The organism is Pseudomonas sp. BRM28 (assembly GCF_002939405.1).
Taxonomy (GTDB): Bacteria; Pseudomonadota; Gammaproteobacteria; order Pseudomonadales; family Pseudomonadaceae; genus Aquipseudomonas; species Aquipseudomonas palmensis.
The window spans coordinates 5,386,836-5,399,815 of record NZ_PEFV01000001.1 but is presented as its reverse complement, the minus strand read 5'-3'; the positions used below and the strand labels follow the sequence as shown (position 1 = coordinate 5,399,815).

Sequence of the window (12,980 nt, the reverse complement as noted above, 5' to 3'; positions counted from 1 at the left end):
CCCGCCGCGTCGGCGTTTTTTTCACTTATGCTTTCAAGCAGTTTTTTCACCTGCTCAAGGGGCCCTCAGGGACGTCGATGCGAAGTATCTGGAAGTCTTTTCGCGCGCTGTATTTCGCCGCATTGATGATGTTGATCGGTTCCGGCCTGTTGAGCACCTACCTGGCCCTGCGACTGGCGGCCGATCAGGTCGACAGCCTGTGGGTCGGTGCGCTGATGGCGGCCAACTATTTCGGCCTGGCGCTGGGGGGCAAGATCGGTCACCGGCTGATCGCCAGGGTGGGGCATATCCGCGCCTACGCTACGTGTGCCGGCATCGTCGGCGCAGCGGTGCTTGGTCATGGTCTGGTCAGCTGGTTGCCGGCCTGGCTGCTGCTGCGGGTGATCGTCGGCCTGGGCATGATGTGCCAGTACATGGTGATCGAGAGCTGGCTCAACGAACAGGCCGACGCCAAGCAGCGTGGGGCGGTGTTCAGCGGTTACATGATCGCCTCCTATCTGGGCCTGGTACTGGGCCAGCTGATTCTGGTGGTTCACCCGCAGCTGGGCCTGGAGCTGCTGATGCTGGTGGCCATGTGCTTTGCGCTGTGCCTGGTTCCGGTGGCCCTGACCCGGCGCATCCACCCCGCACCGCTGCGTCCGGCCCCCATGGAGCCGCGGTTCTTCATCAAGCGCGTCCCGCAGTCGCTGAGTACGGTACTCGGGGCGGGGCTGATCGTGGGGTCGTTCTATGGTCTGGCGCCTCTGTACGCCTCCAAGCAGGGGCTCAGTACAGAACAGGTCGGTGTGTTCATGGGCTGCTGCATCTTTGCCGGCCTGCTGGTGCAGTGGCCATTGGGCTGGTTGTCGGACCGTTACGACCGGGCCGTGCTGATTCGCAGTGTGGCAGTGGGGCTGGCCGTCACCTCCCTGCCATTGGCGCTGCTGCCTAGCGTGCCGCTCGAGGTGCTGTTCATCACCGGTTTTGCGGTCTCGCTGCTGCAGTTCTGCCTCTACCCGCTGGCGGTGGCGTTTTCCAACGACCACGTTGAAAGCGAGCGACGGGTCTCGCTCACCGCGATGCTGCTGGTGACCTATGGCGTGGGGGCGAGCATCGGGCCGCTGGTGGCCGGTGTGCTGATGAAGACCCTGGGCGACCAGATGCTTTACGCGTTCTTCTGTTTCTTCGCGCTGGTGCTGGTGTGGCGCATCCGTCCCAAAGCGGTTACCAACCTGCATCAGGTCGAGGATGCGCCATTGCTTCACGTAGCGATGCCGGCGGCAGGTTCACCGCTGTCTGCGGCGCTCGACCCGCGGGTTGATGAGCAGGTGGTGCAGGATCAGATGCAGGCACCGGTAGGTGCCGAAGATACCGAGGAGGAGGGCACGCCCGGGGAGGCTGAGGGCGTCGAACCTGTCAAGCCTGCGCCAGAAGTGTGAGTGGCGTGGGGGGCAGATAGTGGCGAAGGGCTGCGTCTGAGTTCCGCTGGCAGGCGGGGCGCCAGGCGCCCCTTTGCGGATGAATCCGTTGCCGCTGAATGGGTAGCAACCCTTGGAAATGTGAAGCGTGATGTCTATCAGTAATCGTCTTTGTCGAAGCGTCGCGCTTCACGTTGCAGCTGGTACACAAAGCTTTCGATCTTGCGCGCCATCTGTCCTGTCACGTTATGAAAGCGAATGCCGGCGAAGGTGGCGTTCAAGCGCTCTTCATAGTGCAGGTGGCGCAGCTCGACCATTACCTGAGAAAGCCCCAGCGGCAGGCCGGTAGCAAACTTCTCGTAGACCTGGCCCAACTGCAACCGCTCCTCGATATCGCCCTCGAAGCGAAGCTTGCAGCCAGTAGCCGAAATATCCAGCAGCTTGCCCTTGAGCGGGTGCTCGCCACGCAGTTTCTCGCCGTCGAAAATCACGTCGACCAGTTGCGACAGCTTCAGTGCTGCGCGAAACGCATTGCGACGCTGGTGATAGGTAACTTCCGTGGGCAGGCTGCCGCGGTAGCAGCGTGAGCCGTCAGAGGTGCTGATGCTCAGCGGGGTAGTGCAGTCCCAGGCAATGCGCACGCCGTCATGGAAGCCTTCGATACGGAATGGTTCGCCATTTTCGAGGAAGCGTTCGCCATCGCGCGGGATCATTTCGTCCAGGGCCATGCTGTTGCTGTCCCGGTCTACCTCCACCACATAACTCTGGAAGCGCTGGCTGCGTTCGGGGAACGTGATGATCAGTGGGTCATGGCTCTCTAGCAACATCCGCAAATGAGCGGCAATTTCCAAAGGCGTAGTCAGCACCTTCGGAGGCTGAGGAGCTTCTTCGTCATTGAACACGGTTGATGAATCTCCAGGCAAAAACGACACAGGCAATTGCTGGCATTCTGCCAGCATGAATCGTGCCTTGATAGAGGGGGTCACGCCTGGCTGAGTGCACGAGGCTTTGAAAGCGGCGATGTAGTGCCACGGGCATCGTAGAGCGACGGTGATTCGCCACCCATGAGGATCTTGATCTGGTTTTCGGTGGTGTACTGCTGAAGCTGGATCGCCTGGCCGTTGCGTGCGTTGACCGCCTGGCAATCATTCATCAGCGCAGCCAGCACATCGAGCTGCTCGATGAGCAGGGAGCCCAGGTCCGATTGCTCGGCCATGGCCACTACACCTTCGCGGCTTTGCGGCAGGCCCAGGTTCGCAAGCAGCGCACTACGTCGTTGTCCGCCTTGATCGAGCAGCACCACCAGCGATTGCTTGCGGGCCAGAATATTTTCCAGCAAGGGCATGTCGCGGCCATGCAGGGCCACGGCTTCAGCCTGCAACAACTCGAGCAGTTGTTGCGCTGGAGCAATATCATCTTCGATCAGTTGCAGCAGAGTAGTGTCGTGCATTGGCTGGCTCTTGGTTCTAGCGTCCTGAAGTCAGCGCGCCAGAGGGCTAGCGCTGGGCTTCGAAATTAAGCAGTTTGCTGGCGACGCGCTGGGCGTCCACCTGGTAGCTGCCGTCGGCGATGGCCTGTTTCAACTCGGCCACGCGGGCGCTGTTGACAACCGGTTGATCGCGCAGCTTGTCGCTGACCTGTTGCAACTGCTGGGCCTCGTGGCTCAGGTGTACGGCTTCTCCGCTCTGGCCAGCCTCGGTAGCGCTGGTGGCGGTGCGAACAGTGGCCGTGCTTTCCTGGCTGTTGCCAGTGCGCACGGCGCCCGTCACGGACGGGGAATTATTCAAACGACTGAAGTCGATGACCATGATCAGAAAACCTCTGGGTGTTTGGACGCTTGCCTTGTTTTCGGCCAACCCGAAAGAAACTTTAGACGCAAATGCAGTGCAGCTTGCGCGGCCAGCCCATCAACCCGGTTCGACACAGTTTAGGAAAAGCGGTTCCTGACCGCCAGCCTTGTTTGTTCTGGCGTCGTGACCCGCTTCACATCGCGACTTCCACCTGCCCTGGTCCAGTGACCCGTGCCTTCACCACCCGTTTGGAGTTCAGATTGCGTACCCGTATCTGTTCACTGATGCCGCCCTTGCTCAAGGCTTCTCCCGGCATGCGCACGCTCAGCGTGCCGCTGCGGGCGATGATGACCACATGATCGCCCTTGCGGACCACTTCGGCCTGCTCCAGATGCAGCGGCGTGAGCACCTGATCGATGACCGTCGGTCGGATGACCTTCAGGCCCACGGCCTGCTCCAGGCTGGTCAGGTAGCCCTGGTTGAGCATGCCCACGTCCCGCTCGCGCAGGCTCACGTCCTGTTCGCCGACCACGCTGTCGCGCTTGAGCGGACGCGCCACGGTCACCACATTGCGAAACAGCCGTACCTGGGCCGGCACGAACACCGTCCACGGGGAGCTGCCATCGCAGCGCACCCGCACGGTCACCCTGCCCAGCGGTTGCGCCGGGCTTTCCAGGGTGGCGCCCAGTTGCTGGTCGCACAGTGGCATGCGCAGGCGCGGGTCGAGGCTGTTGACCTGGATCTCGAAGCGCCCTTCGGTCTGGCTGGTCGCCAGGTAATCCTCGACCGTGAATTCAAGAAACCCCTGAGTGACACCGATAAGCTGTTCAGGCAAGGTGAAAGCGTCAGCCAGAGTTCGAACGCCGGGGGCCAGCAGGCACAGCGCAGCAAGGATGCCGGGCAAGGGGCGGGTCAGGCGTCGGAAAAATGTCGTTTTCGTGTTCATACAGTTAAAAAAGCAAGGCGCGTGCCGACTGCGGTACGACGCTCGAGCATTTGGTCGAGGAGTCTGGCATGGCTGGTGTAATGGATTCGGTTAACCAGCGCACACAACTGGTAGGGCAGAACCGTCTCGAACTGCTGTTGTTCCGCCTCAATGGCGAGCAGCTGTACGGGATCAACGTGTTCAAGGTGCGGGAGGTGCTGCAATGCCCGAACCTGACCGTGATGCCCAAGTCCAACCCGGTGGTGCGCGGTGTGGCGAATATTCGTGGGGCAACCATCCCGATCCTGGATCTGGCGATGGCGACCGGCATGCCCGGTCTGAGTGAAGATGTCAGCAAGAGCTTCGTGATCATCACCGAGTACAACACCAAGACCCAGGGGTTTCTGGTGCACTCGGTCGAACGCATCGTCAACATGAACTGGGAGGAGATCCATCCGCCACCCAAGGGCACCGGTCGTGACCATTACCTGACGGCCGTGACCCGGGTGGACGGCAAGATGGTCGAGATCATCGACGTGGAGAAGATCCTCGCCGAGGTCTCGCCGACCTCCGAGGCGATCTCCCTGGGTGTGGTCGACGAAGAAGTGCAGGTCAAGGCCGTGTCGCTGCGCGTGCTCACCGTGGATGACTCCTCGGTGGCACGCAAGCAGGTCAGCCGTTGCCTGCAGACGGTGGGGGTCGAGGTGGTGGCGCTCAACGACGGCCGGCAGGCGCTGGATTACCTGCGCAAGATGGTCGATGAGGGCAAGCATCCGGAAGAGGAATTCCTGATGATGATTTCCGACATCGAGATGCCGGAAATGGACGGCTATACCCTGACTGCAGAAATCCGCAACGACCCGCGCATGCAAAAGTTGCACATCATCCTGCATACTTCGCTTTCCGGCGTCTTCAACCAGGCCATGGTCAAGAAGGTGGGCGCGGATGATTTTCTCGCCAAGTTCCGGCCGGATGACCTGGCGCAACGCGTGGTCGACCGGATCAAGGCCACCCACTAACGGCCAGGGCTCGTCCCTGGCGTTACACATGATTTAAGAGGCGGCATCATTGTCTACGGGTAATTTGGATTTCGAACAATTCCGGGTCTTCCTGGAAAAAGCCTGTGGCATCCTGCTGGGCGAAAACAAGCAGTATCTGGTCTCCAGCCGTCTCAACAAGCTGATGGAACAGCAGGGCATCAAATCGTTGAGCGAGCTGGTGCAGCGGATCCAGACCCAGCCGCGCAGCGGCTTGCGCGAGCAGGTGGTCGATGCGATGACCACCAACGAAACCCTGTGGTTTCGCGACAACTATCCGTTCGAGGTGCTCAAGAACAAGGTCTTGCCCGAGCAGATCAAGGCCAACCCTGGCCAGCGCCTGCGCATCTGGTCGGCGGCCTGTTCGTCGGGGCAGGAGCCGTACTCGATCTCCATGGCCATCGATGAGTTCGAGCGCAGCAACATCGGGCAATTGAAGATGGGGGCGCAGATCGTCGCCACCGACCTGTCCGGCTCGATGCTGGCCAACTGCAAGACCGGTGAGTACGACAGCCTGGCCATTGCCCGTGGCTTGTCCCAGGAGCGCCTGCAACGCTATTTCGACCCCAAGGGGCCGGGGCGCTGGGCAGTCAAGGCCCCGATCCGCAGCCGCGTCGAGTTTCGTTCGTTCAACCTGCTCGACAGCTACGCGAGCCTGGGCAAGTTCGACATCGTGTTCTGCCGCAACGTGCTGATCTACTTCTCCGCCCAGGTGAAGAAGGACATCCTGCTGCGCATTCACGGCACGCTCAAGCCCGGCGGTTACCTGTTCCTGGGGGCGTCCGAGGCGCTCAACGGGCTGCCCGACCATTACCAGATGGTGCAGTGCAGCCCGGGGATCATCTACCAGGCCAAGTGAAACGAAAAAGGCCGGTGTCGCGAGACACCGGCCTTTTTCATGCAGCTGTCCCGTCCTGAATAAGGTTTACACCTCCCATCCCGAATTTCCGGAGAGTCAGATGGAGCAAGGTGTAAAGCGCACACAGCGTGATTACTCACTGTCTTTTAAATTGGCGGTGGTTGATCAGATTGAAAAAGGCGAACTGACCTACAAGCAGGCCCAGGTGCGGTATGGCATCCAGGGACGGTCGACGGTTCTGGTATGGTTGCGTAAGCACGGTCGGCAGGATTGGAGCCAGGGGGCCTCGATCCGCGACGAGAGGAGCTGCGCGATGTCTGACCCCAAAATGCTCACTCCAGAGCAGCGAATCAAAGAGCTTGAGCAGCAGCTTGAGCTGATGAGCCAGAAGGCCCAGTTCTTTGAAACGGTCGTTGATGTTCTGAAAAATGACTATGGTGTCTCGGTCGTAAAAAAGCGATCCGGCAAGTCCTCTCGCAAGGTCAAGTCGCAGGACTGAGCATTGCCAGGGCTTGTCAGTTTCTAGGCATCAGTCGACAGGCTTACTACAAGCGCAACCGAGCTGCTGATGGCAAAGAGCGCCAGGCAGATCGGGTGGTTCAGTTTGTTCAGCAAGTCCGGCTGCGCCAGCCCCGTCTGGGTACCCGTAAGCTGCACTATTTGCTGCATTGCCAACCTGACAAACGATTCCAGGTCGGCCGAGATAGGCTGTTTCAGGTCTTGGGAGAGCGCCGTTTGCTGGTACTGCCCAAGCGGGCATACCACAAGACAACACAGAGCTTTCATCGCTTCTACCGCCATCCCAACTTAATCAAGCCCGGTCCAAGCCAAGTCGTTCCGACAAGGCCGGAGCACGTCTGGGTTGCCGACATTACTTATCTGCCCGCACGTAACGGCCCGCTGTACCTGAGCCTGGTAACGGACGCGTACTCCAGGAAAATTGTTGGTCACCACGTCCATGAAAGCCTGCATGCCGAGTCAGTAGCGCAAGCCTTCAAGCAGGCCTTACGAAAGCGACGTCGTCGCCAGCCATTAGTCCACCATTCGGATCGAGGCATCCAATATTGCTCGGCGCTATACCAGTCACTGCACCAACGGCACGGCGTTCAGTGCTCCATGACTGATGGGTATGACTGCTACCAGAACGCGCTGGCTGAGCGAATCAACGGAATCCTCAAGATGGAGCTGCTGTTAAGCAGACCTGAAGATCTGGAGCAAGCGAGGCAGATGGTTGATGAGGCAGTGCAGATCTACAACACAGAACGGCCCCATATGGCCCTGAAAAACAAAACGCCCGATGCGGTGCATCGGGCGTTTTGAGGCCTATCGGCCTACCTGAACAGGTGTAAACCTATTTCAGGACTAGACAGGGCGGTTGAGCTGCTGCGTCTTCTCGTCCAGCAGGTTACCGGCCGGGTCAAACGCGAATGTCTCCACCCCCAGGCGACTGGTGGCCTGCAACAGGCGACCGACAGGGTCGTACTGGTAGGCCAACTGACCACGTCGGCTGTCGTGAATGTCGGTGAGTTGCCCGGCGCCATCGTACTGGTACTGACGCTTGAGCAACGTGGACTTGCCGTCGTGGCTGCCTAGCAGTTGCTCCTGCAGCCGTCCGGCCGGGTCCCAGGCCTGGGTCTGCATCAGCTTGTTGCCCTGACGGCGCGCCACTTCACGGTGCAGGTCATCGCGCTCGTAGCTGAGCATGTCGTGCTGGTCGAGCTTCATGCCCAGCAGGTGGCCGCTGCCGTAGGTCAGCCAGCTGACCGTATGGCCATCGGGGCGCACGGTCGCGATGCGCTGGTTGAGCACGTCGTACTTGTGCGTCCACACCGCCACCATCGGCTGCTGCAACCCCAGGTAATGCTGATGCTCGCGGGTCAGATTGCCCGCCTCGTCATGGAACCACTGCAGCTGGCTTGCCGCGTTGATCGCCTGGATCAGCCTGCCGTTGCCGTCATAGGCAAAGCGCTCGGTCTGGGACTGATCACCCAGCCTGGCGGTACGCTCGGCCAGCCGACCCATGGGGTCGAAACGCAGGTCGATGCGGCGCTGGCCGACCTGGGTCGAGGCCAGGCGACCGCTGTACGGGTCGTATTGATAGCGGGTGGTCAGGCCATCGAAGCCGGTCTCCTGCAACAGGCGACCGACCGGGTCGTACACGAAGCTCGCCTGGCTGGTGTTTTCGTTTTCCAGGCCAATCAGCCGGCCCAGTTTGTCCCAGCGGTAGCGCAGGGTGTGCTCGTTGGCGTCGACGCGCTCGGCCAGAAGCCCGGCGCCGGAATAGGTCCAGGTGGTGCAGCGGTCGAGCGCGTCGAGGTACGCCAGCAGACGGCCCTCGGCATCACGTTCGAAGCGCTCTTCGGTGTTGTCGGGGTGGGTGACCCTGGACAGTTGCCCGGCCTTGTACTCATAGGCGGTCTTGTTGCCCGCTGCGTCGGCGAACTGCACCAGCTGGCCGAAGTCGTTGTAGGCCCACTGGCTGGTCTTGCCGGAGCAGTCGACGTACTCGAGTAGTTGCCCGGCGTCGTTGTAGGCCAGCGCCTTCTGGTTGCCGTTGGCGTCCTTGATCGCACTTACCAGGCCGCTTGGGGTGTAGGCAAATTCGGTCTTGTTGCCCAGCGGGTCGACCGTCTCTACCAGGTTGCCGCGCTCGTCGTAGTCGCGCAGCCAAAGGCCACCCTCGGCATCGCGGATCTTAATCAGCTGGTCATGGTCGTCGTAGGCGTAGTGCAGCGTGCTGTGGTCGGGACGGATGTGCTGCAGCAGGTTGCTGCGCTCATCAAAGCTGTAGCGGTCCTGGCTACCGTCGGGGTGCACGTGGCGGATGATGTTCTTGCGTGCATCACGGAACAGCCATTGCTCGCGGCCATCGGGATGTACGACGCGGTAGGTATAGCCAAGGGCGTCGTAGTAGTACCAGGTTTCCTGGCCGTGGGCGTCGGTGACGTAGGTCAGGCGGATGTTCGGGTCCCACGCCAGACGGGTCTCGAAGCTGCCGTCATCCGCCCATTCATGAATCGCCTTGGCGTGCGGGCCTGTGCCATCCCACTCGAGGTTGAGGCCACGGCCGGTGCGGTCGGTGTAACGGGTGATCAGATGATGCTGATACTCATAGTGCCAGGCGGCACCGTTTTCATCCTGAGCCGCTACCAGGTCACCCGCGCCGTCGTAGTGATAGGCGCACAGTTGGCGCAGCGGCTTGCCATCGACCACCTGCCACACACCCTGGATATGCCCCTGCTCATCCAGCAGGGTGCCCAGTTGCAGGTGCACCTTGCTCGGGTCGTCGTTCTGGTAGGTGTTGATATCGGACAGCACCGGCTGGCCGTTGTGGCGATGCTCGTAATGCAGCATGGCACCGGCACCGCTGCGCAGGCGAATGTGGGTCAGGTAAAAGCGCTCGCCGACCTGGGCATAGGTTTCGAACCGCTCCTGGCCCCGCACCAGGGTCAGCTGCTGTGCACGGGTGCGCTTGAGGGTCAGGTATTCGATGGGGTCGTGGTGCCAGGTGTCGACCTCGAGCCACGGGAAGTCGTGGCTGCGTCCATCGCTGTCATGCAGCACCAGCCTCTTGTCGACCACATCGATGCAGGTGGTGAACTCGGTGATCCAGCGTGCGCCTATGGTGCCGCTATCCAGCGCGTCGAGCCGCGAGTTGTAGACCCGGGTCCAATCCACCGGGAACGGGCCGGACAACGCGAAGTCCTGATGAACGACGGTCTCGTCGCCGAGCACATGGCCGATGCTGTGGCCGGTACAGGGACAGATACCATTCTTGTCGGTATTGGGGGCCTTTTTGGCCCTGACCTGGCGGCTGACCACCTCGGTCGGGCCTTCACTGTGTATGTGCCGCGCCTGCTGGGTGACCCCGGGGCGAATGCTGGTGGCAACGCCGCGCCTGGCGGGGTGTGCCAGCACGGTTTCCAGCAGGCGGCTCAGCAGCCAGGCAATGCTGTTTTGCATGCCAGGGGCGCCCAGGGCTTCGAGGCGATCCGGCACCGACGCGGCCAACCCGTCGAGCGTGTGCACCAGCGGGCGCAGCAGGCTTTCCAGCGCCTCGCCGAAGTGGCTGGCGACATGGTTGTAGGCCGCCTTGAGGTTGCCCTCGGAGGCATTGGCCAAGGCCGACAGCGCCAGGCGCCAGGCATCAGTGCTCAGCAGCGAGTCGTACAGCGCCGCCTGGGTCATCTGGGTGCGTGACAACTGGTGGCTGGCTGCGGCGTCGAGTTGGCCCCGGGCAGCGGCTTCTATGGCCCTGGCCAGCGTGGTGAACAACAGGCGCGCGGTGTCGGCGGCCTCGCCGAGCATGGCCGGCAACTGGGCCAGCGCCTCGCGTACGTAGTGTTCCAGGGCGCCGCGGATGTTGGCATGCAGGTGGCCGTCGATGATCTCCAGGATCACCGCGCCGATGTTCGCCCCCGGGCGACGGCGCAGGGTCTGGCGGGTCAATTGCAGCACCGGGCGCAGCACCATGCGCGCCTTGGCCAGCCCAGGGGGAAACGGCAAGACGCCGATCAGGTTGATGCCCAGGCTGACCCAGTCGAGCGGGTCGGGGGACGGGCTTTCCAGCAGCGTGAGGATGTCGATCAGTACATCCACACCGGCCAGGGCATTACAGACCACCGGCACATTTTCGCCGGTCTGGCGCAGCAGTTGCAGGTTCACCAGGCCGTAGGTGGCCTCGCGCAGCCAGTGGTCGACAGAGACGGCGGCAGCGCCGAGGTCTTCACTGAGCAGGGTTTCGAGTGGGGCAATCGCAATCTGGATCTCACGCTCGCTGGGCGTGGACCCGGTGGGGGAAGCAGACATCGGGAATAGCCTTCCTAGGCAGGGGCGAAGCGCCCTGGGTGGTCCATGAAGGCAAAGGGTACGAGGGCAAGGAATTCTCAGATATGGAGAAACTTCCTGGAGTTGTGTGGGATGTGTCACATAAAGATGTAGATGCCGCGGATATACACCGGCACCGGCAGGCGGTCGAAGCCGCGCACGAACACCACCTGCTCGGCGCGACCACCGATGTAGCCCAGGTTGACGCCGGGGGCCCGGGTGAACGTGCTGGCGACAGTTAAGACAGTACTTTTCGTACAGTGCCTAGAGCGCCCCATCCAGCACGTCACCTACTTCCCATTGACTTGCGTTGCCTACCTCCAATGTTTGGAACTTATGTGGCAGGTGCTGACAGCTCGAGCGCTGCATTTATCGTCACTTCAGTTTTCTACAAAGCCAAGCTCCCCATTGCGCGGCTATGTGCGTTTCCGATCTGGCATCTCGCCCACATACCAGTGGCCTCCATTGGGGAAGTCCAACGTCACAGACTGTTTGGACAACACTGGCCTCTGTCTATACTTTGTCTTGTAGGCGGGTTGCTCCGTAGGATTGTCTGAGTTGAGCCATTTCTTAATGGAAGCGTCGGTAGAATTCAGCTCAATCAGACAGAAGTCAAAATCTGAATTATTTGTCAATTTGAATAGAAGATTTTTTGGATCTTCAGGTGGCGCAGTTAAGGAATCGGCGGTCGTCGCTATAAACCTTCCGCCGGGGTAGAGAACGAAGTCATAAATGGTTTGGGGCGAATTCAATGGGGATTTTGTACCCGTGGTGGGGTCGTTGAATTTTTGGTAGTGAAAATAATTGATCTTACCCTCCATTTCGTTTTGGAGTTGTACGCTGTAGGATGTTGCGCTGGAGATTTTTGCACTCATGATCGATGCTCCCAGGATAGCCACGCGGCTTTGTGTTCCTGGATAGCTTGCTACGTCATTTTGCTTGTCACAACTGTCAACTTTGCCAGTTGCATCGAGCCGATCCAGCCTTGCTGCCTTAGCAATAATGCACAAGCATCCGGCTCCCGCTTCATGGGGGGTGCGCATACAGGTGTAGAGCGTGTAGAAGCCCCGCGCCCAACCCGCAAACCTTGCGAGCTCGCAGGCAATCCAGCGAACGGTCCTCGCGCACTGCTACTGCGCCACCCCAACATCAGATGGCAGCTCCACTCAAAAAGGGAGGGTGTTGCAACGGCAATCACCCTCCTCTGTTCAACGCATGCACTACTTAAAAATGCTGACGACGCGAGAGCTGAACTAGGGTCACTTGAGTTCTGTACAGCACCCAAGCTCCCCGTTGCGCTGCCAGGGGAAAAGGTCAGTCTTCGTTTTTTGCTTCGCTCACCGCCCATACGCTTCCTTCGATTACCGCCACACTAGTTGACCTTCCTGGACGTAGCAGCCATGCGTACCATTTAGAGGGGTCGCCACGGCGAGGTTCGTAGTCGATCCAGCGCCGTAGTACCCCCCCTGGAAACCGCTTCGGTCCTGTATTCACCCCCCCAACCATTTGGTTGTATCTATCGATTATTAACTCGCGCTGAGATTGAACGTCTTCCTCACTTTCGTCCCCCGGAATGTCCTCCAGCGCGGCTATTACCCAGTCGGGATAAGGGGGCTCACCGTATACGCGGAGCAACCCGACAGGAAAACCTGAATTATTTGTAAATTTGAATCGAAGAAGTTTTGGATCTTCAAGCTGCGTTTGGTAGGACTCGGCGGTCGTCGCTATAAACTTTCCGCCGGGGTAGAGATTGAAGTCATAAGTAGTTTGGGGCGATGTTAATGCGGATTTTGTACCCGAGGCGGGGTCGCCGAACTTTTGGTAGTGGAAATAATTGATCTTACCTTCCATTTCGTTTTGGAGTTGTACGCTGAAGGATGTTGCACTCATGATCGATGCTCCCAGGAAAGGCACTCGGCTATGTGCTCCTGGATAGCTTGCTACGTCATTTTGCTTGTCACAACTGTCAACTTTGCCAGTTGCATCGAGCGGATCCAGCCTTGCTGCCTGAGCAATAATGCACAAGCATCCGGCTCCCGCTTCATGGGGGGTGCGCATACCGCTGTAGAACGCCTTGAATCCCCACCCCAACCCCGCTAATCTTGCGACGTCGCTGTCAATCCAGCGACCGGGCGTCGCGGCCCG

The 12,980-nt window shown here is 60.2% G+C and carries 12 protein-coding genes; 4 read left to right on the top strand and 8 right to left on the bottom strand.

Going from position 1 to position 12,980, the window contains the following annotated elements:
* Positions 1-77 precede the first annotated feature (77 nt).
* Entirely contained in the window at positions 78-1,418 is a 1,341-nt protein-coding gene (locus CR917_RS24835; RefSeq protein ID WP_043861774.1) for an MFS transporter, read from the top strand.
* Positions 1,419-1,555: 137 nt separating this feature from the next.
* Here CR917_RS24835 and CR917_RS24830 read toward each other — a convergent pair whose 3' ends face one another.
* The 4 genes from CR917_RS24830 to flgA all read right to left on the bottom strand — a co-directional run bounded on the left by CR917_RS24830 (position 1,556) and on the right by flgA (position 4,133).
* On the bottom strand, positions 1,556-2,299 hold the full coding sequence (locus tag CR917_RS24830; protein ID WP_043861775.1) for a flagellar brake protein: 744 nt from the start codon (positions 2,297-2,299) through the stop codon (positions 1,556-1,558).
* Positions 2,300-2,379: 80 nt separating this feature from the next.
* A complete protein-coding gene (locus tag CR917_RS24825; RefSeq protein ID WP_043861776.1) occupies positions 2,380-2,847 on the bottom strand; it encodes a flagella synthesis protein FlgN in 468 nt (155 codons plus the stop codon).
* Between the two features lie 46 nt (positions 2,848-2,893).
* Complete coding sequence (flgM, locus tag CR917_RS24820; protein WP_104573120.1) at positions 2,894-3,205, bottom strand: flagellar biosynthesis anti-sigma factor FlgM; 312 nt, start codon at positions 3,203-3,205, stop codon at positions 2,894-2,896.
* Positions 3,206-3,380: 175 nt separating this feature from the next.
* A complete protein-coding gene (gene flgA, locus CR917_RS24815; RefSeq protein WP_043861778.1) occupies positions 3,381-4,133 on the bottom strand; it encodes a flagellar basal body P-ring formation chaperone FlgA in 753 nt (250 codons plus the stop codon).
* A 68-nt stretch (positions 4,134-4,201) separates the two neighbouring features.
* Between flgA and CR917_RS24810 the strand changes: the two genes are divergently transcribed.
* The 3 genes from CR917_RS24810 (at position 4,202) to CR917_RS24800 (ending at position 7,328) form a co-directional block, all read left to right on the top strand.
* Positions 4,202-5,131: a chemotaxis protein CheV gene (locus tag CR917_RS24810; protein ID WP_043861779.1), complete on the top strand. Its 930-nt coding sequence runs from the start codon at positions 4,202-4,204 to the stop codon at positions 5,129-5,131.
* A 49-nt stretch (positions 5,132-5,180) separates the two neighbouring features.
* Positions 5,181-6,008 (top strand): protein-glutamate O-methyltransferase CheR, encoded by an 828-nt coding sequence (gene cheR / locus CR917_RS24805; RefSeq protein ID WP_043861780.1) that lies wholly within the window; start codon positions 5,181-5,183, stop codon positions 6,006-6,008.
* A gap of 100 nt (positions 6,009-6,108) precedes the next feature.
* Positions 6,109-7,328 (top strand): IS3 family transposase gene (locus CR917_RS24800; protein ID WP_104571780.1). Its coding sequence is split into 2 segments (ribosomal slippage): positions 6,109-6,457 and positions 6,457-7,328, totalling 1,221 coding nucleotides; the frame shifts between segments, so codons are not numbered across the junction.
* A 42-nt stretch (positions 7,329-7,370) separates the two neighbouring features.
* Here CR917_RS24800 and CR917_RS24795 read toward each other — a convergent pair.
* From CR917_RS24795 to CR917_RS27200, 4 genes are all read right to left on the bottom strand, one after another.
* Complete coding sequence (locus CR917_RS24795; RefSeq protein WP_256589761.1) at positions 7,371-10,817, bottom strand: DUF6531 domain-containing protein; 3,447 nt, start codon at positions 10,815-10,817, stop codon at positions 7,371-7,373.
* Between the two features lie 116 nt (positions 10,818-10,933).
* Complete coding sequence (locus tag CR917_RS24790; RefSeq protein WP_146095042.1) at positions 10,934-11,125, bottom strand: Plug domain-containing protein; 192 nt, start codon at positions 11,123-11,125, stop codon at positions 10,934-10,936.
* Positions 11,126-11,251: 126 nt separating this feature from the next.
* Positions 11,252-11,845, bottom strand: a complete 594-nt coding sequence (locus CR917_RS27205; protein ID WP_146095041.1) for a hypothetical protein — start codon at positions 11,843-11,845, stop codon at positions 11,252-11,254.
* A 304-nt stretch (positions 11,846-12,149) separates the two neighbouring features.
* On the bottom strand, positions 12,150-12,893 hold the full coding sequence (locus CR917_RS27200; protein WP_146095040.1) for a hypothetical protein: 744 nt from the start codon (positions 12,891-12,893) through the stop codon (positions 12,150-12,152).
* Between the last annotated feature and the right edge of the window lie 87 nt (positions 12,894-12,980).

Coding starts and splice junctions, on each gene's coding strand:
- CR917_RS24835 (WP_043861774.1), top strand. CDS start 78: ATGCGAAGTATCTGGAAGTCTTTTCGCGCGCTGTATTTCGCCGCATTG.
- CR917_RS24825 (WP_043861776.1), bottom strand. CDS start 2,847: ATGCACGACACTACTCTGCTGCAACTGATCGAAGATGATATTGCTCCA.
- flgM (WP_104573120.1), bottom strand. CDS start 3,205: ATGGTCATCGACTTCAGTCGTTTGAATAATTCCCCGTCCGTGACGGGC.
- flgA (WP_043861778.1), bottom strand. CDS start 4,133: ATGAACACGAAAACGACATTTTTCCGACGCCTGACCCGCCCCTTGCCC.
- CR917_RS24810 (WP_043861779.1), top strand. CDS start 4,202: ATGGCTGGTGTAATGGATTCGGTTAACCAGCGCACACAACTGGTAGGG.
- CR917_RS24795 (WP_256589761.1), bottom strand. CDS start 10,817: ATGTCTGCTTCCCCCACCGGGTCCACGCCCAGCGAGCGTGAGATCCAG.
- CR917_RS27200 (WP_146095040.1), bottom strand. CDS start 12,893: ATGCGCACCCCCCATGAAGCGGGAGCCGGATGCTTGTGCATTATTGCT.